Consider the following 24330-nt stretch of genomic DNA (forward strand, 5'->3'; position numbering starts at 1 on the left):
CATTGTGCCGGAGGCGATCGGCCCCTACGCTGTCGATATCGACCGAAATCGATTTCGGTCGTACAAATCACCGAGGGGCCCCTCACGACTCGGCCCCGCCCGACAGACGGGAATCCAATATGGGACCGGCACTCCCCAAGCGACGCAGACGAACCCGAGCGATCGTCGCCGCGGCCGCGGCTACGGTGGTCGCCGCGGGCACCGCGATGCTCACCTTGACCTCCGCGGCGGCCGAAACCGCCGGCTGCGCCGTGGACTACCAGGTCACCGCGCAGTGGCCCGGCGGCTTCAACGCCAACGTCGACATCACCAACCTCGGCGACGAGCAGCTCGACTCCTGGCGGCTCACCTGGGACTTCACCGACGGCCAGCAGCTCCAGCACGCCTGGAGCGCCGCCGCGACCCAGTCCGGCGCGCGCGTGAGCGCCGACGCCGCCGACTACAACCGGACCCTGGCCGCCTCGGCGACGGTGGGCTTCGGCTTCTCCGGCACGTTCACCGGCGACCAGAACCCGGCCCCGGAGGCCTTCCGCCTCAACGGGGTCGAGTGCACCGGTGAGACCAGCCCGGTGCCGACCGACCCGCCCACCGACGTCACCGAGCCCCCGACCGAGGAACCCACCGAAGAACCCACCGAGGACCCGACCGGCAACCCCGGCCAGGACGAGTGGAACCCGCCCTCGAACCTGGTCCAGCCCCTCAACGAGGTCTGGGCCCACGTCGAGGACACCTACAACCTGAACTTCCGCAACTTCGGCTGGGACCAGGTGATCGCCACCGGCGGCTCCATCAACTACTGCGTCCGCTGGGACTCCCAGAACCCGGTGAGCGCCCAGACCCGCGACGCGATCGCCTCCAAGCTCCAGGAGCAGTACGACCTCTGGTTCGACCAGATGGCCGGCTGGAACGACTGGCCCTACGACAAGATCGAGGTCAACGTGGTCGGCTGGGCCGCCTACGACCGCGACCTCCTACAGTGGAGCGACGACTCGGTCGACGTCTACATCGGCGACATCCGCGAGGACGCGCCGCAGTGCGCCGAGGCCTGCGGGCGCTTCTTCCATCAGGACGGGAACTACTCCCAATGCCCCGGCGGCGACGCGCGCCACTACGACCAGAGCCTGTGGCTGACCCAGGGCATGGGCGGCGGCGCGGGCGGCGACTGGGGCCAGCGCATGGGCCAGGAGTACTTCGTGAACTCCTTGAACTCCAGCCAGATCACCATCTACCTGCATGAACTCGGGCACACCTTCGGGCTCGACGACTTCTACGACTGGACCCCCTCGGGCCAGTGCTGCTTCATCATGAACGCGGGCTCCTCCTCGACCATCACCGAGTTCGACGAGTGGATGCTCCGCGACTGGTGGCGCCACCTCAAGTCCCGCTACGGCTACTGACCAAAGCGACAGGAAGGCGGCGGGCCGAGCGCCCGCCGCCTTTTCCGTGTCCGACGCCGCCCGCGCCCGGCCCTACCGCGACAATCGACCCGAACCGCTTTGACGATTTGGAGCGCATCATGACCGACACGCACACCGGCCCGTTCATCGCCGCGATCGACCAGGGCACCACCTCCTCGCGCTGCATCGTCTTCGACCGCGACGGGCGGACCGTCGCGGTCGACCAGAAGGAGCACGCCCAGATCCTGCCCCGACCCGGCTGGGTCGAGCACGACGCGGCCGAGATCTGGCGGAACGTCCAGGAGGTCGTGGCCGGCGCGATGGTCAAGGCCGGGGCCGGCCACGACGACATCCTCGCCATCGGCATCACCAACCAGCGCGAGACCACCCTCCTGTGGGACAGGCGCACCGGGCGCCCGGTCCACAACGCCGTGGTCTGGCAGGACACCCGCACTGACGCCACCTGCCGCGACCTCGGCGGCGACCTCGGCCAGGACCGCTTCCGCCGCGAGACCGGCCTGCCGCTCGCCGCCTACTTCGCCGGGCCCAAGATCGCCTGGCTCCTCGACAACGTCCCGGGCCTGCGCGACCGGGCCGAGGCCGGCGACCTCCTGTTCGGCACCATGGACTCCTGGGTCGTCTGGAACCTCACCGGCGGCCCGCGTGGCGGCGTGCACGTCACCGACGTCACCAACGCCTCCCGCACCCTCCTGATGGACCTCGAGTCCCTTCAGTGGAACGAGGCCATCGCCGCCGAGATGCGCGTGCCCCTCAACGTGCTCCCCGAGATCCGCTCCTCCGCCGAGGTCTACGGCCACGTCACCGGCGGCCCCCTCGGCGACCTCCTCGCGGGCGTGCCCGTCGCCTCCGCCCTCGGCGACCAGCAGGCCGCCCTGTTCGGGCAGACCTGCTTCGCGGTCGGCGAGGCCAAGTCCACCTACGGCACCGGCACCTTCATGCTCATGAACACCGGCGAGGCACCCATCCACTCCGAGTCGGGCCTGCTCACCACCGTCGGCTACCGCATCGGCGAGGCCGACCCGGTCTACGCCCTCGAAGGCTCGATCGCCGTCACCGGCTCCCTCGTCCAGTGGATGCGCGACCAGATGGGACTCATCAGGAACGCCGCCGAGATCGAGACCCTCGCCCGCACCGTCGACGACAACGGCGGCGCCTATTTCGTGCCCGCCTTCTCCGGGCTCTTCGCCCCCTACTGGCGCTCGGACGCGCGCGGCGTCATCGCCGGCCTCACCCGCTACGTCACCAAGGCCCACATCGCCCGCGCCGTGCTCGAAGCCACCGCCTGGCAGACCCGCGAGATCACCGACGCCATGACGAAGGACTCCGGCGTCGCGCTCACCGCGCTCAAAGTGGACGGCGGCATGACCGCGAACGAGCTGCTCATGCAGTTCCTCGCCGACGTCCTCGACGCCCCCGTCGTGCGGCCCGTGGTCGCCGAGACCACCTGCCTCGGCGCCGCCTACGCCGCCGGGCTCGCCGTCGGCTTCTGGAACGGCACCGACGACCTGCGCGCCAACTGGCGCAAAGACGCCGAATGGACCCCCGACATGGACCCCGGCCTCCGCGACCGCGAATACCGCAACTGGCGCAAAGCCGTTGAGCGGACCCTCGGCTGGCAGAACGAATAGCATCATGGAGTAAAGAGGAGTGCGGCCATGACGACTTTGCAGCGCGACCCCCTCGCGGGGACCGACCCGACCGCCGACCGCTTCGGCGGCGTGCGCTTCACCGAGCGCCGCACCCGAGCCGAGCAGCGCGAGGAGCTGACCGGCGCCACCTTCGACCTCCTCGTCATCGGCGGCGGCATCGTCGGCATCTCCACCGCCTGGCACGCCGCCCAGTCCGGACTGCGCGTGGCCCTCCTCGACGCCGGGGACTTCGCCGGCGCCACCTCCTCGGCCTCCTCGAAGCTTCTCCACGGCGGCCTGCGCTACCTCCAGACCGGCGCGGTGCGCCTCGTGGCCGAGAACCACTTCGAACGCCGCGCCCTCACCCGCCAGGTCGCCCCGCACCTGTCGCGCCCGCTCACCTTCTACCTGCCGATCTACAAGGGCGGCCCCCACGGGGCCGCGAAGCTCGGCGCCGGCGTCTTCGCCTACTCCGCCCTCTCGGGCTTCGGCGACGGCGTCGGGCACCTGCTCAACCCCGCCAAGGCCCGCACGGCCGTGCCCGAGCTGCGCACCGAGGGCCTCAAGGCCGTCGCCGTCTACGGCGACAGCCAGATGAACGACGCCCGCATGGCCCTCATGACCGTCCGCGCCGCCGCCGAATCCGGTGCGGCCGTGCTCAACCACGCCCAGGTCACCGGGCTGCGCTTCACCCGGGGCCGGGTCAGCGGCGCCGACGTGCGCGACCTCGTGGACGGCGACGAGTTCGGCGTGAACGCCCACGTGGTCCTCAACGCCACCGGCCCCTGGGTCGACCACCTGCGGCGCATGGAGGACACCGGATCGGACCCGTCCATCCGCCTCTCCAAGGGCGCGCACCTGGTCCTCAAGCGCACCTCGCACTGGAAGGCCGCGCTGGCGACCCCGATCGACCGGTACCGCATCACGTTCGCGCTCCCTTGGGAGGGGATGCTCCTGCTCGGCACCACCGACGAGCCGTACGAGGGCGACCCGGGAGAGGTGTCGCCGAACCGCAAGGACATCGCGCAGATCCTCGACGAGGCGGGCGTGTCGGTGCGCTCGGCGCAGCTGCGCCCCGACCTCATCACGTACGCCTTCGCCGGGCTCCGGGTCCTGCCGGGCGGGCCCGGCGACACCGCGAAGGCCAAGCGCGAGACCGTCGTCAGCGAGGGCCGCGGCGGGATGCTCTCGGTCGCGGGCGGCAAGTGGACCACGTTCCGCCACATCGGACGGACCGTGATGCGCAAGCTCGCGGACCTGACCGGGTACGCGCTCGGCGCCGAGATGGAGCCGATGGCGAACCTGCCGCGGCACCTGCCGCTGCCGGGCATCGCGAACCCGCACGCCGTCGCGCACCGGCTGCTCTCGGACGGCGGCGCGCCGATCGCGGACCTGGGGGAGGACACCGCGCGCCACCTCGCGACCCACTACGGCTCGATCGCCTTCGACGTCGCCCGCCTCGCGGGGGAGCACCCGGAGCTGGCCGAGCGCGTCCACCCCGACGCGCCCGAGATCTGGGCGCAGGTGGTCTACGCGCGCGACATGGAGTGGGCCCAGACGCCCGAGGACGTGCTGCGCCGCCGCACCACCCTGAAGATCCGCGGCCTCGACACGCCCGAGATCCGCGCGCAGGTCCAGGCGCTGCTCGACCGCAGGTGACCGCTCATTCCCGCCCGGTGTCGGGGTGGATCGCCGTGAACATCGAGTACGGCTTGGCCCCGGGCCCGGGCTCCCAGGTCGTCAGCTCGTCGAACAGCACCTTGAGCCGCCGTATCAGCTCCTCGTACTGCTCCTCGTTGAGCCGCGGCCCCAGCCGCGCCGTGTAGACCTGCTTCGGATCGGGGACCTGCGCGATCTCGGTGCGGAAGACCTCCAGCATCGCCGTGGCCAGGTCCGACTGGAACTCGTCCCCGAGCCGCAGCGACCAGGACTTGCGGGTCGCCAGGTACGGGATCTCGCGCGCGCCGCGGGCGCCGACGCGCTCCTCCTGCGGCGCGAGGAACCCCGTGTCCACGAGTTTGCGCACGTGGTGGAGCACCGTGGCCGGGTTCGCCCCGAGCCGCTGGGCGATCTCCTTGTTCGTCAGCGCATGGTCCAGGCACAGCCGCAGGATCCGCAGCCGCACCGCCGAGGCCACCGCCTTCGCCTCGGCCTCGGTGGCCAGCGGCCGGTCATCCTTCATGCCCTCTGCCATGCGGTCATCCTAACGGCATAACCGATTGACTTTTCCCAACTGATTGGGAATACTCAATCGCGTGATCACCATCGGCGACCCCGCCCCGGACGCGACCCGGGACCGCCTCGGCCTCCTGCGCGACCGCGACTTCCGCGACCTCTTCTTCTCCACCACCGTCGCCCAGATCGGCACCCAGATCACCTCGCTCGCCCTCCCGCTCGCGGCGGTCATCGCCCTCGACGTCAGCGAATTCGAAGTCGGCGTCCTCTCCTCGATGACGATGGCCGCCTTCCTGCTCATCGGCCTCCCCGCGGGCGCGTGGATCGACCGGATGCGCCGCCGCCGGGTCCTCATCGTCAGCGACCTCGTGCGCGCCGCCGTGCTCTTCACCGTCCCGATCGCCTGGTGGACCGACACGCTCACCATCTGGCAGCTCTACGCGGTCGCCTTCACCATCGGCGTCTTCACCGTGTTCTTCGACGTCTCCTACCAGAGCTACCTGCCGCACCTCGTCGGCCGCGAAGGCCTGGTCGAAGGCAACGCGAAGCTCGAGACCGTGCGCGCGACCGCGCACCTCGGCGGCCCCGCGCTCGCCGGGCAGCTCATCCAGTGGCTCACCGCGCCCGTCGCGATCGCGGTGGACGCCGCCGCCCTCGGCGCCTCGGCGCTGTTCCTCGTGCGCATCCGCCGCCGCGAACCGAAGCCCGAAGCGATCCAAGGCGCGCGGATCACCACCGACATCAAGGAAGGGCTCGCGTTCGTTTTTCGCCACCGACTCCTGTCCGCGATCGTGGCCTGCACCGCCTCCTGGAACCTCCTCATGGGCGCGTTCATGGCGATGCTCGTCGTGTTCCTGCCGCGCGAACTGGGCCTGACGCCCGGACAGATCGGACTGCTGTTCGCGGCCTTCGGCGCGGGCGGCCTCGTCGGGGCGTTCCTGGTCCGCCGGGTCACCGCCCTCGTGGGCGAGGGCCGCGCGATCTGGCTCTCCGTGGTCTGCACCTCGCCGTGGCTCCTGCTGGTCCCGGCGGCCGAACCCGGCTGGAGGATCGTCCTGGCCGCCTTCGGCATGGCGATGGTCAGCCTCGGCGGCGTGGTCTACAACGTCACGCAGGTGAGCTTCCGCCAGCGCCTGACGCCCGACCGGATGCTCGGGCGCATGAACGCCACCGTCCGCTTCCTCGTGTTCGGGGCCAGCGCGATCGGCGCGTTCCTCGGCGGCGGACTCGGCCAGTTCCTCGGCGCGAGAGCCACGCTGTGGATCACCGCGGCGGGGCTCTGCCTGGTGTTCCTGCCGGTCTTCCTCTCCCCGCTGCGGAACATGCGCGACCTCCCGCAGCCCGAACCCGAACCCGCGGCGGCCTGAGGCCGCCCCAGACCGGGTCCGCCCGGCGGCAATGCCGATCGATGCCTCGTCGGCGCCTGCGGCCGCCGGGCGGACCCTTCCCTCACGCCGGGACCGGCGCCGCCTCCGCGCGGCGGGCGACCTGGATCTGGAGCAGCCCGGCGGCGACCACCAGCACCGCCGTCGCGTAGTGGACGCCGAAGGCGATGGCGGCGTCGCCGCCGTGGGCGAGGATGAGCGTGCCGTCGCCGAGGGGGATGAGCGCCTCGCACAGCAGGGCCCAGCCGAGCGCCCGGCGCTGGCCGAGGGCCAAGAGCGTCAGCGGCAGGATGCCGGTGACGATGTCGCGGACGCCCTTGACGGTGAGGATCTGGGCCTCTTCTCCGGTGGGCCAGGCCGCGAAGCCGAAGCCCGCGCCGGTGGCGGCGGGTGCGAAGACGTAGGACAGGCCGACGTAGATGATGCCGAGGGCGACGATGAAGGTGAGGACGTTGGCGGTGATCTTGCGGGCCACGGGGGTCTCCTTATTCAAGCTAGAAAAACTAGCATTGCTAGAACGAGTTCGAAACTACCATAGCCGCGCTCGAATTTCTAGCGCTGCTAGAATAACGAGCATGGTCATGCAGCAGCGCCGCGAACGCGAACGGTCCCAACGCGAAGCGCTCATCGTCAGCGCCGCCCGCGCCATGGCCGAGGCCGACGGCTGGCCGTCGGTGACCGTCCGCAAGCTCGCCGAGCGGATCGAGTACAGCCAGCCGGTCCTCTACAGCCACTTCGCCGGCCGCGGCGCGATCATCGACGCGGTCGCCCTCCAGGGCTTCGTCGAGATCGCCGAGGCGCTGCGCCTCGCCAGGACCTCGGCGGCCCCGGGGACCGAGCTCGAAGCGGTCGCGCGGGCCTACCTCGACTTCGCCGCCGCGAACCCGGCGCTGTTCGAGGCCATGTTCACCCTCGCCGAAGGCCTGCCGTTCGGACCCGACGCGCCCGCGTCCCTCAAGGCCGGGTTCGACGAGCTGCACGCGGTGTTCGCGCCGCTCGCGGGGGAGGAGGACGACCCGGAGGCCCTCACCGAGACCGGTTGGGCCGCCGTCCACGGCCTCACCGCCCTCGACCGCGGCGGCCGCCTGCGCCCGGACCTGCGCGCCGAGCGCCTGGCGATCCTGGTGCGGCGCTTCACAGGAAGATGATCACCGGCCTGTCACCTTTCCCGCCTCCCGCGGGTCAAGAGAGCGAACCGACCCCGACGGAGGACCCATGAGCGACGAATTCACCGTGCAGCGCTTCGAGGAGCACCGCGAGCACTTGCGGGCCGTGGCCTACCGGATGCTCGGCAGCTCCAGCGAGGCCGACGACGCCGTGCAGGAGACCTGGATGCGCTTCGCCCGCACCGACACCGCCGACGTGGAGAACCTGCGCGGCTGGCTCACCACCGTCGTCTCCCGCATCTGCCTGAACCTGCTGCGCTCGCGCCGGACCCGCCGCGAGGACGCCCTCGACGCCGAACCGCCGCAGATCGCGGCGAGCGACCCGGAGGCCGACGCGGTCATGGCCGACTCGGTCGGCCTCGCCCTCCAGGTGGTCCTCGACTCGCTCAACCCCGCCGAGCGCCTGGCGTTCGTGCTGCACGACCTCTTCGGCGTGCCCTTCGACCGGATCGCGCAGGTCCTCGACCGCACGCCCGAGGCCACCCGCCAACTCGCCAGCCGCGCCCGCCGCCACGTGCGGGAAGGCCGCAAACGCGAAGGCGGCACGGACTCGAGGCAGCAGAAGACCGTCGTCGAGGCCTTCCTCGCCGCCGCGCGCGAGGGCCGCTTCGAAGACCTCCTCGAGGTGCTCGACCCCGACATCGTCGTGGTCGCCGACGAGGCCGCCGTCGCCACCGGCTTCGGCGGACGCGAGGTGCTGGGCGCCAAGGCGGTCGCCGAACTCTTCAACGGCAAGGCCGCCGCGGCCGTCCCGGTCCTCATCGACGGTTCCGCAGGGGCAATGTGGGCGCCGGGCGGCAAGCCGAGGTCAGTCCTGGCGTTCACGATCGCCGAAGGCCGCATCGCGGGGATCGCCATCACGAACGACCCCGAGACCATCGCGACCCTCGAACTGGAGACCTTTGAGAGCTGAGCCCCCGCCGGAGTCGAGGCCGCCCGGAACCTCCGGCCCGCGCTGACGGCCACGTACGGACGCCGCTGCGGCGCGCCTCTAGGGCCGCTCACTGCCGCGCTGCGCGCCTTTGGGCCGTTCCCTGCCGCGGTGGCAGGCGGCCGTCGCCGGGCCGTGCCGATCGGCTCGCGGGGCACCGGCCGCGCCGGGACGCCGCTTGGCCCGCTCTTCTCGGACCGCTCACCGTTGCGGCGCCAGGCGGCTGCCATCGGTTCGCGTTGACCGGTTCGGAGGGCACCTCGGCGCGCCGAGGCGCCACGCTGTGCGACTTTGGGTCGCTTACTGTCGCGCCGGCAGGTGACCGTCGTCGGGCCGTGAGCCGATCGGTTCGGAGAGCTCCCCGTGGCGTCGGGACGCCGCGGGGAGCTCTTCCCGGTCGCTCACTGGTGCGGTGGCAGGCGGCCGCCATTGGTTCGCGCTGACCGGTTCGGAGGGCACCTCGGCGCGCCGAGGTGCCACGCTGCTCCTTTGGGTCGTTCCCTGCCACGGTGGCAGGCGGTCGTCGTCGGGTCGTGAGCCGATCGGCTCGCGGGCACCCGGCCGCGCCGGGACGCCTCGCCGCGCACCTCTCGGTCCGCTCACTGCGGCGGCAGATGACCCGTCGCGCCGCGAGCCGACCGGATCGGAGGGCACTCGGCCGGGCCGGGGCGCTGCGACGGAGAGCTCCCCGCGGCGTTGGGATGCCGCGGGGAGCTCCTCCCGGTCGCTCACTGGTGCGGTGGCAGGCAGCCGCCATCGGGTCGCGCCGACCGGTTCGGAGGGCACCTAGGCGCGCCGAGGTGCCGCGCTGCGCTCCTTTAAGCCGCCGTGGCAGGCGGCCGTCTTTTGGGCCGCGAGCGGATCGGTTCGGAGGGCACTCGGCCGCGCTTGGGCGCTGTGGCGTGCTCTTCCCGTCCGCTCACTGCCGCGGCGGCCGGCGGCCGCCGTCGGGCCGCGCCGATCGACTCACGGGACACCGGCCGCGCCGGGACGCCGCGACTTCTCGGACCGCTCATCGTTGCGGCGGTAGGCGCCCGCCATCGGGTCGCGCTGACCGGTTCGGAGGGCGCCTCGGCGCGCCGTGCCGCCGCGCCGCGCTCCTTTCGGCCGCTTACTGCCGCGCCGACAGGTGGCTGTCATCTGGCCGTGAGTTGACCGGTTCGGAGGGCTCCCCGCGGCGCCGGGATGCCGCACTGCGCTCTTCCCGGCCGCTCACCGTTGCGGCGGCAGGCGGCCGTCTTTGGGTCGCGAGTGGATCGGCTCGGAGGGCTCGCGGCCGCTATCGGGTCGCGCCGACCGATTCGGAGGGCTCCCCGCGGCGTCGGGGCGCCGCGCGGCGCTCTTCCCGGTCGCTCACCGTTGCGGCGGCAGGCAGCCGCCATCGGGTCGCGCCGACCGGTTCGGAGGGCGCCTCGGCGCGCCGAGGTCCCGCGCTGTGCTCCTTTGAGTCGTTCCCTGCCACGGTGGCAGGCGGTCGTCGTCGGGCCGTGCACCTTTCGGGCCGTTCACTGCGGCGGCAGATGACCCGTCGGGTCGTGAGTAGATCGGTTCGGAGGGCACCTCGGCGTGCCGAGGTGCCGCGCTGCGCTCCTTTAAGCCGCCGTGGCAGGTGGCTGTCGTCGGGCCGTGAGCCGATCGGCTCGGTGGGCACTTCGCCGGGCCGGGGCGCTGTGGCGCGCTCCGTTGGGCCGTTCCCTGCCGCCGTGGCAGGTGGCTGTCGTCGGGCCGTGAGCCGTTGGTTCGGAGGGCGCTCGGCTGCACCGTGGCGCTGTGGCGCGCTCTTCCCGGTCGCTCACTGCCGCGGCGGCAGGTGGCCGTCGTCGGGCTGTGAGCCGATCGGCTCGCCCGGCCGCGTCGGGACGCCTCGCCGCGCACCTCTCGGTCCGCTCACCGTTGCGGCGGCAGGCGGCCGCCATCGGGCCTTGAGCCGATCGGTTCGGAGGGCACCTCGGTGCGCCGAGGTGCCACGCTGCGCTCCTTTCGGCCGTTCTCTGCCGGCGGCAGACAGCCGTCATCGGGCCTTGAGCCGATCGGTTCGGAGGGCTCCCTGCGACGTCGGGACGCCGCGCGGCGCTCTTCTCGGACCGCTTTCCCTTCACTCCTCGGCGAGCTCGCTCAGGCGTATCGGACTCGCTATCGGCCGCCTCGCAAACGCCGCCGCATCCTCCACACCCGCCAGCTCCGCGACGTTCCGCCCGCAGACCCGCCCCTGGCACAATCCCAACCCCGCCCCGCTCACCAGCTTCAACGACCGCACCGCGCCCACCTCCCGCCGCTCCACCGCCCGCAGCAGCGCCCCCTTCGTGACCTCCTCGCACCGGCACACCACCGTGTCGTCCCGCGACCAGCCCCGCCACCCCGCGCGCACCGGATACGCCGCCGCCAACGCGGCCGCGAACCGCCGACCCGACCGCACCTGCGCCATCGCCCGCAACGGCGGATCGACCACCGCCCCAACGCGTTTCGCCGCCGCCAACCCGGCGATCTCACCTTCGGCCGCCGCCAGGTCCGCCCCGCCGATCCCCGTCAGCTCCCCGGCCGCGAACACCCCCGCCACCGAAGTCCCCTGCGCCGCATCCACTTCCACGAACCCGTCCACAATGCGGCACCGCGCCGCCACCGCCGTCTCCATCTGCGGCGTGAACCCGAACCCGATTGCCACCGCGTCCACCTCCACCCGCCGCGCACTGCCCGGCACCGGCACCCAATCGCGGTCCAACCTCGCCACGGTCACCGACTCCACCCACTCCGAGCCGTGCGCCGCGACCACCGCGTTCCGCGACCGGTACGGCACCCCGTGCCGCGCCATCACCCCCGCGTACCGGACCAGCTCACCGGTCTTCGACCAGCCCGCCAGCGCCCCCGCCGGCCTCGCCGCCCAACCCGACACCGCCGCATTCGCCTCCGCCACCTCGACCACCCGCGCCCCCACCGCGACCAGCGAGGACGCCACCGGCAGCAGGAACGGCCCCGTCCCGGCCACCACCACCCGGTCCCCGACCGCGACGCCTTGGCCCTTCGCGAGCGCCTGCGCCGCGCCGGCGGTGAACACCCCCGGCAGGTCCCAACCCGGAAACGGCAGCGCCCGATCGTAGGCACCGGTGGCGAGCACCAGCGCCCGCGTCTCCAGCACCCGGCCGACCCGCGACGGATCGTCCACCGCGCCCACCCGCACATGCACCCGATGCGCCCCGGCGACCGGCTCGACCGCCCACACCGTCGCGTTCGCCAAGTGCTCCACCGCCTCCGGAAGCGCCTCCGCGAACCGGTCGCCGTCGGCGGGCCCGTACTGCCGGTGGTACTGCCCGCCGAGCTTCGGACCAGCGTCCACGAGCACCACCGCGACCCCGCACCCGGCCGCCGCCCGCGCTGCGGCCATCCCCGCCGGGCCACCGCCGACCACCACCACACCGGCACGCCTCATGACGGCAGCTCCGCGCCCGCCTGCGACCGGATGTCGTCCCCCTCGGCGACCAGGCGCTGGCAGGCCCGCACATCCGGGACGCCGTTGACCCGCACCAGGCAGTCGAAGCAGACCCCGATCCCGCAGAACAGCCCCCGCGGCCTGCCCGCGCCCCGAGTGGTCCGCCACGCCTTGACGCCCTTGCCGAGCAGGACACCTGCGACGGTCTGGCCCGGCCGGGCCTCGACCTCCTCGCCGTCCACGGTGATCCTCATGCGCGCGCCTCCTCCAGCAGTCCCGGCCGGTCCACTCTGAACGGCGCGGGGTCCACCTCGGTCCCGTTCCCGCACAACAGGTCGGCGAGCAGCTTGCCCGTGGCCGGGGCGAGGCCGATCCCCGCGCCTTCATGGCCGGTCGCGTGCCACAGGCCCGGCACGCGAGGGTCCTCGCCGACCACCGGCAGGTGGTCGGGCGTGTAGGGCCGGAAGCCCCCATAGGTCCGCATCACCGGCACTCCCGCCAGCACCGGGAACAGCCTGATCGCCTCGCGCGCCAGGCGCCGCAGCACCGCGACTTCGAGCGCGTCGTCGAACCCGACCCGCTGCCGGCTCGATCCGATGAGGACGGTCCCGGTTGCCGTCGCCTCGACCACAGCCGACACCTGGAGGTCCACGTCCGAACTCGCCACGGCCGCGACGTAGTCCGCCGCATACACCTTGCGCCGCACCACCGGCGGCAGCGGCGCAGTCACGAGCACCATGCCGCGCCTCGGCATCACGGTGATGGGCGCGCCCGCGGCGATGCCGAAATGCCCGGCCCAGGGTCCGCACGCGTTCACCGCCGCGCCGCAGGGGATCGTGCCGCCTTCGACGCGCACACCGGCGACCGCGCCACGCGAGAGCACCAGGCCGTGCGCCTCGGTGCCCCCGCGCACCTCGCCGCCCCTGGCCCGGACCGCCGCCAGGAGCGCGGTCGCGGCCAGCACCGGCTGCAACTGCGCGTCACCGGGATAGCTCGCGGCGGCCCGCACCGCCTCCGTCAGATGCGGTTCCAAGTTCCGCGCCTCGTCGGGCTCCAAGTCGATCGCCTCGACGCCCGCGGCGCGCTGCGCCGCGGTGAGCGCCGCGAGCGGTGCGGCGGCGGCCTCGTCGGTGGCGACCACCAAGCCGCCCTTCGGTTCCCATTCGGCCTCCGCGGCCTCGCCGATCTCCTCCCGCAGGGACGTCAGCAGCTCCGGCCAGCGCCTGCGCGAGGCGATCGCCAGTTCGAGTTCGGGTCCGGGCGCCTTGTCGGAGAGGAGCACGTTGCCCTCACCGGAAGCGGTCGTCCCCGTCGCCGCGGCGCCGCGGTCGAGGACCAGGACGCGCAGGCCCGCGGCGCTGAGCGCTTCGGCGCAGGCGGCGCCGATGATCCCGGCCCCGATCACGACCGCGTCGGCCGACCCGATCCGACTCACCCCGCACCTCCCCGCGTCCGGCAGGACAGCCGACAGTATGCCCGACCGAAACGGCTCGAATCCGGGACCGGGCCGGATTCAGAGCACGAGGCGCTCGACGGGGACCGCGCCGCTGCCCAGGATCCGGTTCAGCTCGTAGGATCCGGGGCCGGTGTACCGCTCGGCGAGCAGGTCGAGCACGTCGGCCCCCGGTTCGCCGCCGAGGAGTTCGACGAGGGCGCCGAGGTGCTCGGCCTTGACTGTCTTGAAGGTCTCCGCCTCGTCCTTGCCGACGAAGGACTCCAGCGCGGGGTCGAGGTCGTGCCCGTCGACGTGCAGCGCCCCATCATCGTCCACATAGGCCCACATGGAATGCGAGGAGGTCGGGGTCCTCTCGGATCGCAGGGTCACCCGCCGCGGTTCGTTCGTGTTCACGGCTCCATGCAAGCACTTCCGTCGCGATTTCGCTGGCCCTGGACCCTGTCTCGCATCCTGAAAACCCCGTACGCCTCCGCCGCTCCCGCCCCTAGCCTGGCAGCGAGGGACCGAGACGCCGATGACGACACTGCCCAGCCCGGTACTGGAAGGCGCGACCGCGCTCTGGGACCCGCGGCGCCTTCCGGGCCGGGGCCTGTACGCGATCGAGATCGGCTTCATCGGCTTCACCTGGCTCGCCGCCTCCGCTCAAAGCACCGGCGTCAACACCGAGGCCAAGCTCCTGCTGTTCCGCCACGCCTTCGGTGCCCTCTGCGTCGACCGGGTCGACCTCAAGACCGACGCCCGCAACGTCCACTCCCGCGCCGCCATCGAAGCGGCCGGCGCGAAACTCGAAGGCGTCCTGCGCAACTGGTCGCGCTCCTAGACCCCCGGCGAGGACGGCCGGCTCCGCGACTCGGCCATGTACTCGGTCGTGCGCGAGGAACGGCCCGAAACCGAAGCGGCCCTGGTCGAACGCCTCGCCCGCAGATACGAAGACCGGCCCAGCGGCGTTCACGCGCGCCTGACCATCTCGACCTCCCCGCCGACCAGCCTTCCTCCCGCCTTGGCCAGCAACGCGTACGAAGCGAGGTTCGACGCGTCGCACTCGGTCGCCACCGTCTCGTGCCCGCGTTCGCGCACCGCCTTGAACACCCGCGCCATCAGCGCGGCGCCGAGCCCGCGCCGCCGGTACGGCCGCGCGAGCGCGACCAGTCCCAGCCTCGGACCCTCCGGATTGGACCAGATCCGCGCCATGCCCGCGAACCGGCGCCCCACCGGATCCCACAGGACCGGATACAGCTCCGGGTCGTAGGCCGGCCCGGCGTGCTCGGCCTCCCATCCCTCACGGGCCCAACGCCAGCCCCACAGGCCCGGGATGTCCGCCCGCAGCGCGTCGTCGAACCGCCGCAGCCCACCCGCGTCGACCTTCTCGGGGGAGCGGACCTCGAACGGCGCCAACGCTTCATCGCTCCAACCGGCCGCGACCGACACCGGCAGCTCCCACCGGTGCTCGTACCGCTCGCCGACGAACCCCGCCTCGCCCAGGCGCAGCAGTCCCGCGTGGTCGCCGGCGTCGACCGTCGCGCGCAGCGCCCGCCCGTCCTCGCCGGTGATCGCCGCGCCGAGCGCGGCGATCACCTCGGCGTCCTCGGACATGAAGGCCGCGAAGCGCTTCCCGTCCGGACGCACCCAGCAGTGCGCCCGCCCAGCGAGGACACCGCCCGAGCGCGCCTCCCACCGGCCGTCGATCTTCCTGACCTGCAATGCCATGCGTGTGCTCCTCAACCGCGGCGCGGCGGCGTGCCGTAGACGGGCCGGTACTCGGCGAACTCGGTGGTGAACAGGGCCAGGCCCTCGGTGAGCGAGGGGAGCCGCCGCTCGAAGCCGTGCACGGCCTCGGTCGGCATCGTCCCCGACACGTACCCGGTCGTCTCGGTCGAGAACTGCCCCTTGATGTCCGACCGGGCCTCGCCGAGCGCCTTGAGGACGGCGTTGCCCGTCCCGGCCGGGAACTCCACGTCGAAGCGGTTGACCGGCTCGCAGACCGCCGTGCCCGACTCCTTCAGCATCCCGTCCAGCAGGAACTTCGTCACCTCCCGGAAGTCCCCTGCGGTGCTCGCCCGGCCGATGTAGCCCGTGGCGGTCAGCAGCACCCGGCAGTCGGTCACGACCCAGCCGTACAGGCCGCGCCGCAGCACCTCATGCACGGTCTCCTCCACCGCGTTGCGCAGCGCCCGCGTCAGCGAGCCCCGCTCCACCTCCAGCGCGTAGGCCACGCCCGAACCCGGCTCGCCCGGCTCCAGCCGCAGCCCCACGGTCGCGGGATGCGGCGTCTGCTGCCACGGCCCCATCTCGTGCAGCGCCGCAGCGGCCCGCTGCGGCCGCTCGACGTGGATCGCCCGCGTCTCCTCGAACTCGACGTCGATGCCGAACTCCTCCAACAGGAGCGAGGCCACGACCTCCTTCTGGACCTCGCCGTAGAGGCGCACCGCCATCTCCTCGGACAACTCGTCCAGATGCGGGTCCACCAGCGGATCGCGCTCGGCCAGGCTCAGCAGGGCCCGATTGAGCGGGATCCGCTCGCTCGCCCGCACCGGCCGTACCACCGTCTCCAGCGTCGGCGGGGTGAAGAACCCGCCGGTCGCCAGCGCCTCCGGCGAGCCGATCGCGTCGCCGATGCGGACCTCGCTCAGCCCCTTGACCTTCGCGATGCTGCCCGGGCCCGCGGCCCCGGCCACGGTGGTCGTGCCGGTGTCGAAGACCTCGACGCCGGTCACCTTGCCCTCGAACGACTCCACGACGCCGCGCTCACCCCTGCGGAACGTCCGCAAGTGATCCCGCGCCTCGATCCGGCCGCTGTGGAGCCTGACGTAAGCGACCTTCTGACCCTGATGCTCCACTTTGAACACCGTGCCGCGCGGTTCCCCCTCCGCGTCGCGCTCGGGCGCCGGCAGGTACCGCCGGATGCCCTCCGTCAGCGCCGCCACGCCTGCACCCGTGACGGCCGAGCCGAAGTACACCGGGTGCACCGCACCGGTGCGCACCTGCGCGGCCAACTCGCCCGCGCAGTCGAGTCCCTCGGGATCGTCCAGATAAGCGGCCAAAAAAGCGTCCGAACCGGCCGTGAGCAGCTCGACCGCCTGATCGGTGAACCGCGCGTCCGCGAACGAGAACCCTTCCACCGACGCCTCGCGCGTGCCGATCCGCTCGACGGCGCCCATCGGCAGCATCCGCGGGCCGAGCTTCGACGCGAGGTCTTCGAGCAGGCCCGCCTCGCGCGCCCCGCGGCGGTCGACCTTGTTGACGAACAGGAGCGTCGGCACGCCGAGCCGCTCCAACGTCCGGAACAGGACCCTCGTCTGCGCCTGGACGCCCTCCACGGCGGAGACGACCAGGACCGCGCCGTCGAGCACGCGCAAAGCGCGCTCCACCTCGGCGATGAAGTCGGTGTGCCCAGGGGTGTCGATGAGATTGACGGTGCGCCCGCCCAGGCGGAACGCGACCACCGCCGACTGGATGGTGATGCCGCGGCGGCGCTCCAGATCCATCGAGTCGGTCTGCGTGCTGCCGGAGTCGACGCTGCCGACGCGGTCGATGATCCCCGCGTTGTACAGCAGCCGCTCGGTCAGGCTGGTCTTACCGGCGTCGACATGGGCGAGAATCCCCAGATTGAGATACGACAATGACAGTCCTCGGAGAAGAGATCGGCTGGATTCGGATGGCGTACTCCGAGGTCTGGCGCATGGTGATCTCCCTTTCGACCGGGACGGACACGTCGTGGCGACGATGCGGCCGAGGCTAGACCCGCCCCCGGGGCCGCGCAACCGAATTTCCGGCCGCCCCCGCGCGATAGCATCCGCCCATGGGCACCGACGAGACGCCGCCTGCGAAGGCACCGCTGCGCGAAGCACTCACCCCCGCCGAGGTCGCCGCCGCGGGCGACCTCACACGGCGCTGGCTCACCTCCCGCACCGAACTGCCCGCGGTCGCCTCCGGGCTCGGCGTCTGGCCGCTCCTCGCCGTGCTCGCCACCGGCGCGGACGGAGCGACACGAGACGAACTGCTCGCCGCGGCCGGAGTCGACGAGACCCGGGCCGCCTCGATCACCGGCGCCCTCTTGGCCGCCGCCGCGAACGCCCCCGCACTCGGCTTCGCCCTCGCCGTCTGGGCGGGCGGGCACCTCACGCTCGACCCGGACTGGACCGCGGGCCTGCCCGGCGGCGCTGTCGGCTCCCTGACCGGCGACCGGGCCGCCGACAAGGCCGCCCTCGACGCCTGGGCCGCCGAGCACACCGGCGGCCTCATCGACACGATGCCCCTGGACTTCTCGCAGCCGATCGATCTCGTCCTCGCCAGCGCCCTGTCGGTGCGCACCACCTGGAACACCCCCTTCCGGGACCTTGAGACGGCGTTCCGCTCCGGCCCCTGGTCCGGCCTCCGCCGCTGCCGCACCCTCACTACGACCCTCGGTGAGGACCTCCTGCGCGTCGGTGAGGACGCCTCGGTGCTCACCGTCCCCGGCGACGGCGACATCGACGTCCTCCTGGCGCTCGGCCGCGAGGACCTGACCCCGCACGCCGTCATGGACGCCCTCCTCGACGCCGCGAGCGACCCGGCCTGGGGCCGCTCGTCCACCGAGCTCGCGGTAGGGGAGCGGGCCGTCGGCGTCGAAGTCACCGAGTATCTGGGGGCGCGGCCCCAGACCGGCCCGGAACTCGACGTGCAGACCGTTCGCTTCCGGCTGGACGCCGACCTCGACCTCACCGAGGACGCCGCCGCGCTCGGCCTCGTCGACGCCTGCGACGCCGACCGCGCCCGCTTCGACCGCCTTGCGGCGCAACCGGTGTACGTCAGCCAGGCCAAGCAGGCGTGCACGGCGGTCTTCAGCGCCACCGGCTTCGAGGCCGCCGCGGTCACCGCGATCGCGATGGTCCGCGCCGCCAGTATGGCGTCCAAGCCCAAACACCGCCGCGTCAAGACCTCGATCCGCTTCGACCGCCCCTTCGCCTACCTCGCCCGCCACCGCCCGACCGGACTGGTTCTCATAGGAGGCTGGGTCGCCGAACCGGAACGCGCCTAGGGGGTATGAACTCCGGACAGGTGGCCCATGTGCCCGCTCGATCTATTGTGGAGCATCCGAATACCCTCCGGCGAACTCGGTGAAGCGTACGAGTGAACAATGCGCCCGGTGAGCGAACAGATGAACTCGGATACCGACCCGCCGGGAGATACTCCGTAGCGAGCCCGAGACGGGCTCGGCGAGCGCCGCCGCGTTAGCATCCGCTCCATGGGCACCGATGAAGGCACGTACCAGTCCACGCTGACCGCCGCCGATGTGGCGGCCGCCAACGACCTCACCCGGCGCTGGTTCGCCGCCCGCCCCGAGGTCCCGGCCGCCGGATCGGGTCTCGGCATCTGGCCGCTCCTCGCCGTCCTCGCCACCGGCGCGGTCGCCGACACCCGCGACGAACTGCTCGCCGCCGCGGGCCTCGACGCCGAACGCGCCGCCGCCGTTCCCGCGCTCCTGCTCGAAACCGCCCGGACCGCCCCCGCGCTGCGGATCGCTCTCGGCGTGTGGGCGGGCTCGCGTGTCACCCTCGACCCGGACTGGACCGCCGGCCTCCCGGGCAGCGTCATCGGCTCCCTCACCGGCGACCTGGTCGCCGACAAGGCCGCCCTCGACGCCTGGGCCTCGGACAACACCGACGGCCTCATCGACAAGATGCCGATCGAACTCAAGGACGAGATCCTCCTCGTCCTCGCCAGCGCCCTGCTGGTGCGCACCACCTGGACCACGCCGTTCGACGAGCTGCGCTCGCCGTTCCCCGCCGGTCCCTGGTCCAATCTGGACCACCGCGTCCTCACCGCCACCTACAGCCAGGACGTGCTCCGCGTCGGCGAGGACGCCTCGGTGCTCACCGTCCGCGGCGACCGCGACATCGACGTGCTCCTGGCACTCGGCCGTGACGACCTCGAACCCCGCGAGGTCTTCTCCCGACTCCTCGACGCCGCGACTGACCCTGCCTGGGGCCGCTCGTCGACCGAGCTCGCGGTGGGGGAGCGGGCCGTCGGCGTCGAGGTCACCGAATACCTCCACGCCTATCCGCAGACCGCCCCCGAGGTCGCCGCCCAGACGGTCCCCTTCACCGTCGACGCGGACCTCGACCTCATCAAGGATGCAGCCGCGCTCGGTCTCGTTCTGGCATCCGATGGGGACCGCGCCCGATTCGACCGGCTGGCCGCGCAGCCGCTCGTGGTGAGTCAGGCGAGGCAGAGCTGCACGGCCGTCTTCAGCGCCACCGGTTTCGAGGCCGCGGCCGTGACGGCGTTCGGCATGGCCATGGCCGGCGCCCTCCCGCCGCAGGACCGCCACCGGCATGTGCGGGCCACGGTCACCTTCGACCGCCCCTTCGCCTACCTCGCCCGCCACCGCCCCACGGGCCTGGTCCTAGCAGGAGGCTGGGTAACCGAACCCGACCGAGCCGAATAACTAGGCGCAATCCGAAGTCCTCAGCCTTCGTCGGATCGGTCCGCGTATCACTCGGTTTACTCTCTCAGCGGTGCTCCGTGCCAGGTCCAGTCCGGGCCTCTTCTTTCGACACCCTCCAGCTCGCCTCTTCCCGTGGCCCACAGCAGGGTCTGCCATGGATCGGTCTCCACCGGTGCCTCCGGGAACAGCCGTGCCAGCGCCCTCCTCACCAGATCCCCGGGCGCCTCGAAATCCACTCCCAGCCCCTGCGTCAGGTCGAACGCGTGCGCCAGCGTCTCGACCACGCCCATCGCCGCGAAGCCCTCCGGATCGGCCGTGCCCCACACGTGCCACGCCCGCGCCGACTCCGGCTTCGCCTCCGTCACCGCCGCCACCAGGCCTCCCATCGCCAACAGGACCTCGATCCCGGCCTCCGGCCCCGCCTCCCTGTCGAAGATCACCGGCAACTGCCGCTCCCCGGGCCGCTCCCACTGGATCGTGTGCCGCCCCTTCACATACGGCACCGGCGGCGCCAACCGCACCGCGTACGAGAACAGTCCGTTGTTCAAGTGGTCCAAGGCGTCCCAGCAATCGCAGTCCATCGGCCCGGCCCGATTCCCCCAGGCCTCCACCGGCGCGGCGCGCAGCGCCTCCGCAGTGAGGGCCACCGCCCGCTCGACATCGGCTCCGGTCACGCGCATTCTCGACATACCCGGACCCTAAACGCCGCACCGGCCCCCGGCAACCCGGTTCACTCACCGCGCCACGCGTGCCAGAGCCCCGCGTAGATCCCCTCCGCCGCCAGCAACTCCTCGTGCGTCCCCGCCTCGGCGATCCGCCCGGCCTCCACGACCGCGATCCGATCGGCCGAGCTCGCCGCCTGCAACTGGTGCGCGATCGCGATCACCGTCCGGCCCGCCAGCGCCGCACCGAGCGCCGCCTCCACGCGGCCCGCGCTCGCCGGGTCGATCCCCGCCGTGGCCTCGTCCAGGATCACGATGTCGGGGTCGGCGATCACCACGCGCGCCAGCGCGATCTGCTGGGCCTCGGCCGTCGTCAGCTTGCGGTGCTCGTCGCCGAGCATCGCGTCGAGCCCTTCAGCGAGGGCCCAACCGGCGTCCACGCGCCGCAGCGCCTCCATCAACCGGTCGTCCCCGGCCTCCGGGCGGGCTTGCGAGCTGTAGAACGGCAGCGCCAGGATCAGGTTGTCCCGCAAGGTCGCGGTGAACACGTAATGCTCCTGCGTCACCAGCACCACGTGCTTGCGCAGCTCCTCGACCCCGATGTCGCACACCGGGACCCCGCCGAGCGTCGCCGTCCCCGTCCGCGGCCGGTCGATGCCCGCCAGCAGCCGCGCGATCGTCGACTTCCCCGCCCCCGAGGGCCCGACCACCACCAGCCGTTCGCCCGGCACCGGCCGGAGGCTCAACCCGTGCAGCACGTCCGGCCCGTCGCCGTACCCGAACGTCACCGAGTCCAGCCGCAGGTCCGTGCCGTCCGGCACCGCCTCGCGCGGCGACGGTTCGACCAGGTTCACGCCCTCAATCCGAGCCAGCGCCGCCGATCCCTGCTGGAACTCGTTGAGCTGCACCATGACCGTGTTCGTCGGATTCGCGATGCGCACGGCCACGGTGATCCCCGCGACCGCGGTGCCCAGGCTCAGCCCGCCCTCGTAGTACCAGAATCCCGCCGCCGCGACCACGAGCACCAGCTGCAACCGGTTGAGCCACAGCAGGAGCAGGAAGAACTCGATCTGGAGTTTCAGCACCCGCATGAACCGCCGGTACATCGTCTCCCCGCGCTCGTACCCGACCTCGCGCCGCTTCTGCTGGAGCGCGAGCGCCGCCACGGTCCGCGCGCCCGCGCCGGAGGCCGAGAGCGTCTCGGCCGCCTCGCTCATCGCGGCGCGCTGCGCCAGGAACGCCCCGCCCGCCCGGCGCAGGTACCGCCGCGCGGCCAGCAGCACCGGAGGCAGCGTGACCAGCGCGCACAGACCCAGCAGCGGATGGACCACCGTCAAAGCGACGTACAGCACCATTACTTCGATCAGGGCGGTCGCGACGGTGGGTCCGTTGTCGCGCAGCAGGTCCGCCACGACGTTGACGTCCGCGGCCGTGCGCGTGCCGAGGTCCCCGCGCCCGGCCTGCTCGACCCGGTCGAGCGGCAGCCCGAGCACCCGGCCCACGACCCCTTCCCGCAGCCGCGCCGCGGCCCGCTCCCCGAACCGGTAGCCCGCGCGCCGCCCCAGGCGGCTGAGCACGAACTGCACCGCCACGCAGGCGACGATGAGCCCGCACACCAGGTTGATGCGCGGGAGGTCCCAGCCCGCGCCGATCCCGTCGACCACCCGGCCCAGCAGGATCGGCACCGAGACGCTGAAGGCGGCCGCGAGCGTGTACAGCACCAGTACTTGCACGGCCCGGCCCTTGTCGGCCGCGAGCAGCCGCGCGAACGCGCGCCGCACCTCGGCCGGGCTCGCGACCGGCAGCCGCGAGTCGGTCGCCGCGCCGTGTTCCGTGACGCTCATGCGTCCTCCTCATGCGACGTCAGGGCCCGGTACGAGGGGTCCCGCGACAGTTCGGCGTGCGATCCGACCGCGTGCACCTTGCCTTCGACCATCCACACCACGAGGTCGGCCCGGGCCAGCCACAGCGGTGAGGCCGTGACGACCAGCGTCGAGGTGAGCGCCCTCGCCTCGGCGACGCGTTCGGCGATGATCGACTCGGTGTGCGAGTCCACCGCCGAGGTCGGCTCGACCGCGAGCAGCGTCTCCGGTGCGGCCGCGAGCGCCCGGGCCAGGCGCAGTCGCTGGCGCTGCCCGCCCGAGAGGTTCCGCCCGCCCTCGGCGACCTGCGCCTCGAGCGTGCCGCCGAGTCCGGTGTGCACGTCCGCGGCGCAGGCGGTCGCGATCGCGTTCATCGCCGCTTCCGGTGGGACGCCGAGCGTCTCGCCGAGCGTGTCGGCGAAGAGGTAGTCCTCGTCGGTCAGCAGCATGATCCGCTCGCGCACCTCCTCGAGCGCGTACTCGTCCAGCGCCTTCGCGCCCCACATCGCCTCGGAGTCGCGGTAGCGGGCCAAGCGTTCGCACGCGGCCTGCGCCGGTCCGGTCTCGGCGGTGACCACGACGGTGAGCCCGCCGGCGGGCACGACGAGCCCCGAGTCGGGGTCGCGCAGTTCGCCGCCGGCGCCGCGCACCGTCCCGCGGTCCTCGACGTCGGTGCCCACGGCCAGGAACCGCGTGATGCGCCCGGCCGCGACCCAGGCGGTGACCAGGAAGTTCGCGAAGCCGATGAAGTTGCCGGAGACGGCGATGAACACCGTGGCGAAGCTGAACGCCGAGGCGAGGCCGCCGATGGTGATCGCGCCGGTGGCGGCGAGGACCGCGCCGGTCCAGGTGATCGCGGCGACGAACACGATCGGCATCGAGTGGCGCAGCGCGTGGATCCACGAACTCGAGTTCGCCACCCGGTATCCGGTGTCCCGCAGCGCGGCCGACTGCTCGCGGTACCGCTCGGCGAACAGGAGGTCGCCGCCGATGCCGCGCAGCACGCGCAGTCCGCCGACGATGTCGGCGGCGTGCGCGGTGAGGTCGCCGATCATCTCCCGGTAGTCGGACTGGCGGCGCTGGAAGCGCCCCAGCAGCGGCCCGGTGATGAGCGCGGTGACCGCGCTCCCGGCGAGGATCACGACGCCGAGCAGCGGGTGGATGTGCCACACCAGCGTGGTGCCGATGGTGAACATGGCGAAGTTGTTGCAGAAGAACCCGAGGTCGGAGACCGAGCGCGCGGCCCGGCGGGCGTCCTCGCTGGGCAGGTTCACCAGCTCGCCGCCCGAGACGCGCCCGCGCACGCCGGTCCCGGCCGCGTTGAGGTGGTCGGTGAGGCGCTGGACGATCGCGCGCTGGTTGGCGGCCTCGGCGCCGATGAAGCGGCGGAAGCCCATCGACCAGAAGAACGGCTGGGCGGTCACGGCCGCGAGCATGAGCGCGAGCCAGAACAGCAGGGCCGACGCGTCGCGGGCGATGAAGCCCTCGTCGACGATCCGGCCGACCATCCACAGCTGCGTCATCGAGGTCGCGCCCGCCGCGAGGTAGAACAGCGCGCCGACGGCGAGGCGGCGCGCATGGGGCCGCGCGAGGTCGAGCAGCAGGCGCGACGCCGTCGGCGGGGGAGCGGGAGGCATGGGACCGAAGCTTACCTGCCGACCGGTATCTGCGGCTCCTGCGAATCGGGCAGTGGGCCCGCTGCGCACCAATCCGCGCGAAACCCGTTTGGGCGGGCCCGGAACGGGCATCCACGATGTCCAACGTCGACAGAAACGATGTTGTGGAAGGAGCGGTCA

19 protein-coding genes and 1 pseudogene are annotated in these 24330 nt (G+C 72.5%); 9 read left to right on the top strand and 11 right to left on the bottom strand.

All coding sequences use genetic code 11. From position 1 onward, the window contains the following. Positions 1–119: 119 nt before the first annotated feature. From IF12_RS0108630 to IF12_RS0108640, 3 genes are all read left to right on the top strand, one after another. Positions 120–1397, top strand: a complete 1278-nt coding sequence (locus IF12_RS0108630) for a cellulose-binding domain-containing protein (protein ID WP_197034652.1) — start codon at positions 120–122, stop codon at positions 1395–1397. Positions 1398–1516: 119 nt separating this feature from the next. After that, entirely contained in the window at positions 1517–3046 is a 1530-nt protein-coding gene (gene glpK, locus IF12_RS0108635) for a glycerol kinase GlpK (RefSeq protein WP_030156948.1), read from the top strand. A 27-nt stretch (positions 3047–3073) separates the two neighbouring features. After that, positions 3074–4705: a glycerol-3-phosphate dehydrogenase/oxidase gene (locus IF12_RS0108640; protein WP_030156951.1), complete on the top strand. Its 1632-nt coding sequence runs from the start codon at positions 3074–3076 to the stop codon at positions 4703–4705. 4 nt (positions 4706–4709) lie between these two features. On the opposite strand, the gene IF12_RS0108645 is transcribed toward IF12_RS0108640, so the two are convergent. Continuing rightward, entirely contained in the window at positions 4710–5240 is a 531-nt protein-coding gene (locus IF12_RS0108645; RefSeq protein ID WP_133884288.1) for a transcriptional regulator, read from the bottom strand. A gap of 61 nt (positions 5241–5301) precedes the next feature. On the opposite strand from IF12_RS0108645, the gene IF12_RS0108650 reads away from it, so the two are divergent. Beyond that, positions 5302–6588 carry an MFS transporter gene (locus IF12_RS0108650; protein WP_197034653.1) on the top strand — a complete coding sequence of 429 codons (1287 nt, stop codon included), beginning with the start codon at positions 5302–5304 and terminating at the stop codon, positions 6586–6588. A gap of 82 nt (positions 6589–6670) precedes the next feature. On the opposite strand, the gene IF12_RS0108655 is transcribed toward IF12_RS0108650, so the two are convergent. Continuing rightward, positions 6671–7081, bottom strand: a complete 411-nt coding sequence (locus IF12_RS0108655; protein WP_197034654.1) for a DUF4267 domain-containing protein — start codon at positions 7079–7081, stop codon at positions 6671–6673. Positions 7082–7181: 100 nt separating this feature from the next. Here IF12_RS0108655 and IF12_RS0108660 point away from each other — a divergent pair, with 100 nt between their 5' ends. Both IF12_RS0108660 and IF12_RS0108665 read left to right on the top strand, forming a co-directional pair. Next, positions 7182–7754 (top strand): TetR/AcrR family transcriptional regulator, encoded by a 573-nt coding sequence (locus tag IF12_RS0108660; protein ID WP_030156960.1) that lies wholly within the window; start codon positions 7182–7184, stop codon positions 7752–7754. A gap of 67 nt (positions 7755–7821) precedes the next feature. Beyond that, on the top strand, positions 7822–8685 hold the full coding sequence (locus IF12_RS0108665) for a sigma-70 family RNA polymerase sigma factor (protein ID WP_030156963.1): 864 nt from the start codon (positions 7822–7824) through the stop codon (positions 8683–8685). 2113 nt (positions 8686–10798) lie between these two features. On the opposite strand, the gene IF12_RS27010 is transcribed toward IF12_RS0108665, so the two are convergent. The 4 genes from IF12_RS27010 to IF12_RS0108685 all read right to left on the bottom strand — a co-directional run bounded on the left by IF12_RS27010 (position 10799) and on the right by IF12_RS0108685 (position 13976). After that, positions 10799–12127, bottom strand: coding sequence for an FAD/NAD(P)-binding oxidoreductase (locus tag IF12_RS27010; protein ID WP_030156965.1), 1329 nt, complete (start codon positions 12125–12127; stop codon positions 10799–10801). Continuing rightward, the gene (locus tag IF12_RS26565) at positions 12124–12381 is read right to left on the bottom strand and encodes a (2Fe-2S)-binding protein (RefSeq protein WP_030156967.1); all 258 of its coding nucleotides are present in this window, start codon (positions 12379–12381) and stop codon (positions 12124–12126) included. Before IF12_RS26565 ends, IF12_RS27010 begins: the two co-directional genes overlap by 4 nt. Further along, positions 12378–13553 (bottom strand): FAD-binding oxidoreductase, encoded by a 1176-nt coding sequence (locus tag IF12_RS26570; protein WP_030156970.1) that lies wholly within the window; start codon positions 13551–13553, stop codon positions 12378–12380. The genes IF12_RS26565 and IF12_RS26570 overlap by 4 nt, the downstream gene beginning before the upstream one ends. Before the next feature lie 87 nt (positions 13554–13640). Next, positions 13641–13976, bottom strand: a complete 336-nt coding sequence (locus IF12_RS0108685; protein WP_030156972.1) for a hypothetical protein — start codon at positions 13974–13976, stop codon at positions 13641–13643. Positions 13977–14127: 151 nt separating this feature from the next. On the opposite strand from IF12_RS0108685, the pseudogene IF12_RS22825 reads away from it, so the two are divergent. Further along, positions 14128–14505, top strand: a pseudogene (locus IF12_RS22825) (GNAT family N-acetyltransferase); the annotation flags it as partial. Between the two features lie 26 nt (positions 14506–14531). On the opposite strand, the gene IF12_RS23900 reads toward IF12_RS22825, so the two are convergent. Beyond that, positions 14532–15290: a GNAT family N-acetyltransferase gene (locus IF12_RS23900; protein WP_051704142.1), complete on the bottom strand. Its 759-nt coding sequence runs from the start codon at positions 15288–15290 to the stop codon at positions 14532–14534. Between the two features lie 11 nt (positions 15291–15301). Further along, positions 15302–17203 carry a translation factor GTPase family protein gene (locus IF12_RS0108695; RefSeq protein WP_035748704.1) on the bottom strand — a complete coding sequence of 634 codons (1902 nt, stop codon included), beginning with the start codon at positions 17201–17203 and terminating at the stop codon, positions 15302–15304. 179 nt (positions 17204–17382) lie between these two features. On the opposite strand from IF12_RS0108695, the gene IF12_RS0108700 reads away from it, so the two are divergent. Both IF12_RS0108700 and IF12_RS0108705 read left to right on the top strand, forming a co-directional pair. Beyond that, positions 17383–18600, top strand: a complete 1218-nt coding sequence (locus IF12_RS0108700) for a serpin family protein (RefSeq protein WP_051704143.1) — start codon at positions 17383–17385, stop codon at positions 18598–18600. A 207-nt stretch (positions 18601–18807) separates the two neighbouring features. Next, positions 18808–20010 (top strand): serpin family protein, encoded by a 1203-nt coding sequence (locus IF12_RS0108705; RefSeq protein WP_051704144.1) that lies wholly within the window; start codon positions 18808–18810, stop codon positions 20008–20010. A gap of 56 nt (positions 20011–20066) precedes the next feature. Here IF12_RS0108705 and IF12_RS0108710 read toward each other — a convergent pair whose 3' ends face one another. From IF12_RS0108710 to IF12_RS0108720, 3 genes are read right to left on the bottom strand one after another with little or no spacing between them, the layout of a single operon-like run. Then, complete coding sequence (locus IF12_RS0108710; RefSeq protein WP_035748705.1) at positions 20067–20699, bottom strand: hypothetical protein; 633 nt, start codon at positions 20697–20699, stop codon at positions 20067–20069. Between the two features lie 41 nt (positions 20700–20740). Then, positions 20741–22516, bottom strand: a complete 1776-nt coding sequence (locus IF12_RS0108715; protein ID WP_030156983.1) for an ABC transporter ATP-binding protein — start codon at positions 22514–22516, stop codon at positions 20741–20743. After that, a complete protein-coding gene (locus tag IF12_RS0108720; protein WP_051704145.1) occupies positions 22513–24171 on the bottom strand; it encodes an ABC transporter ATP-binding protein in 1659 nt (552 codons plus the stop codon). The genes IF12_RS0108715 and IF12_RS0108720 overlap by 4 nt, the downstream gene beginning before the upstream one ends. Positions 24172–24330: the final 159 nt, after the last annotated feature.

The organism is Glycomyces sp. NRRL B-16210 (assembly GCF_000719515.1).
GTDB lineage: Bacteria > Actinomycetota > Actinomycetes > Mycobacteriales > Micromonosporaceae > Glycomyces.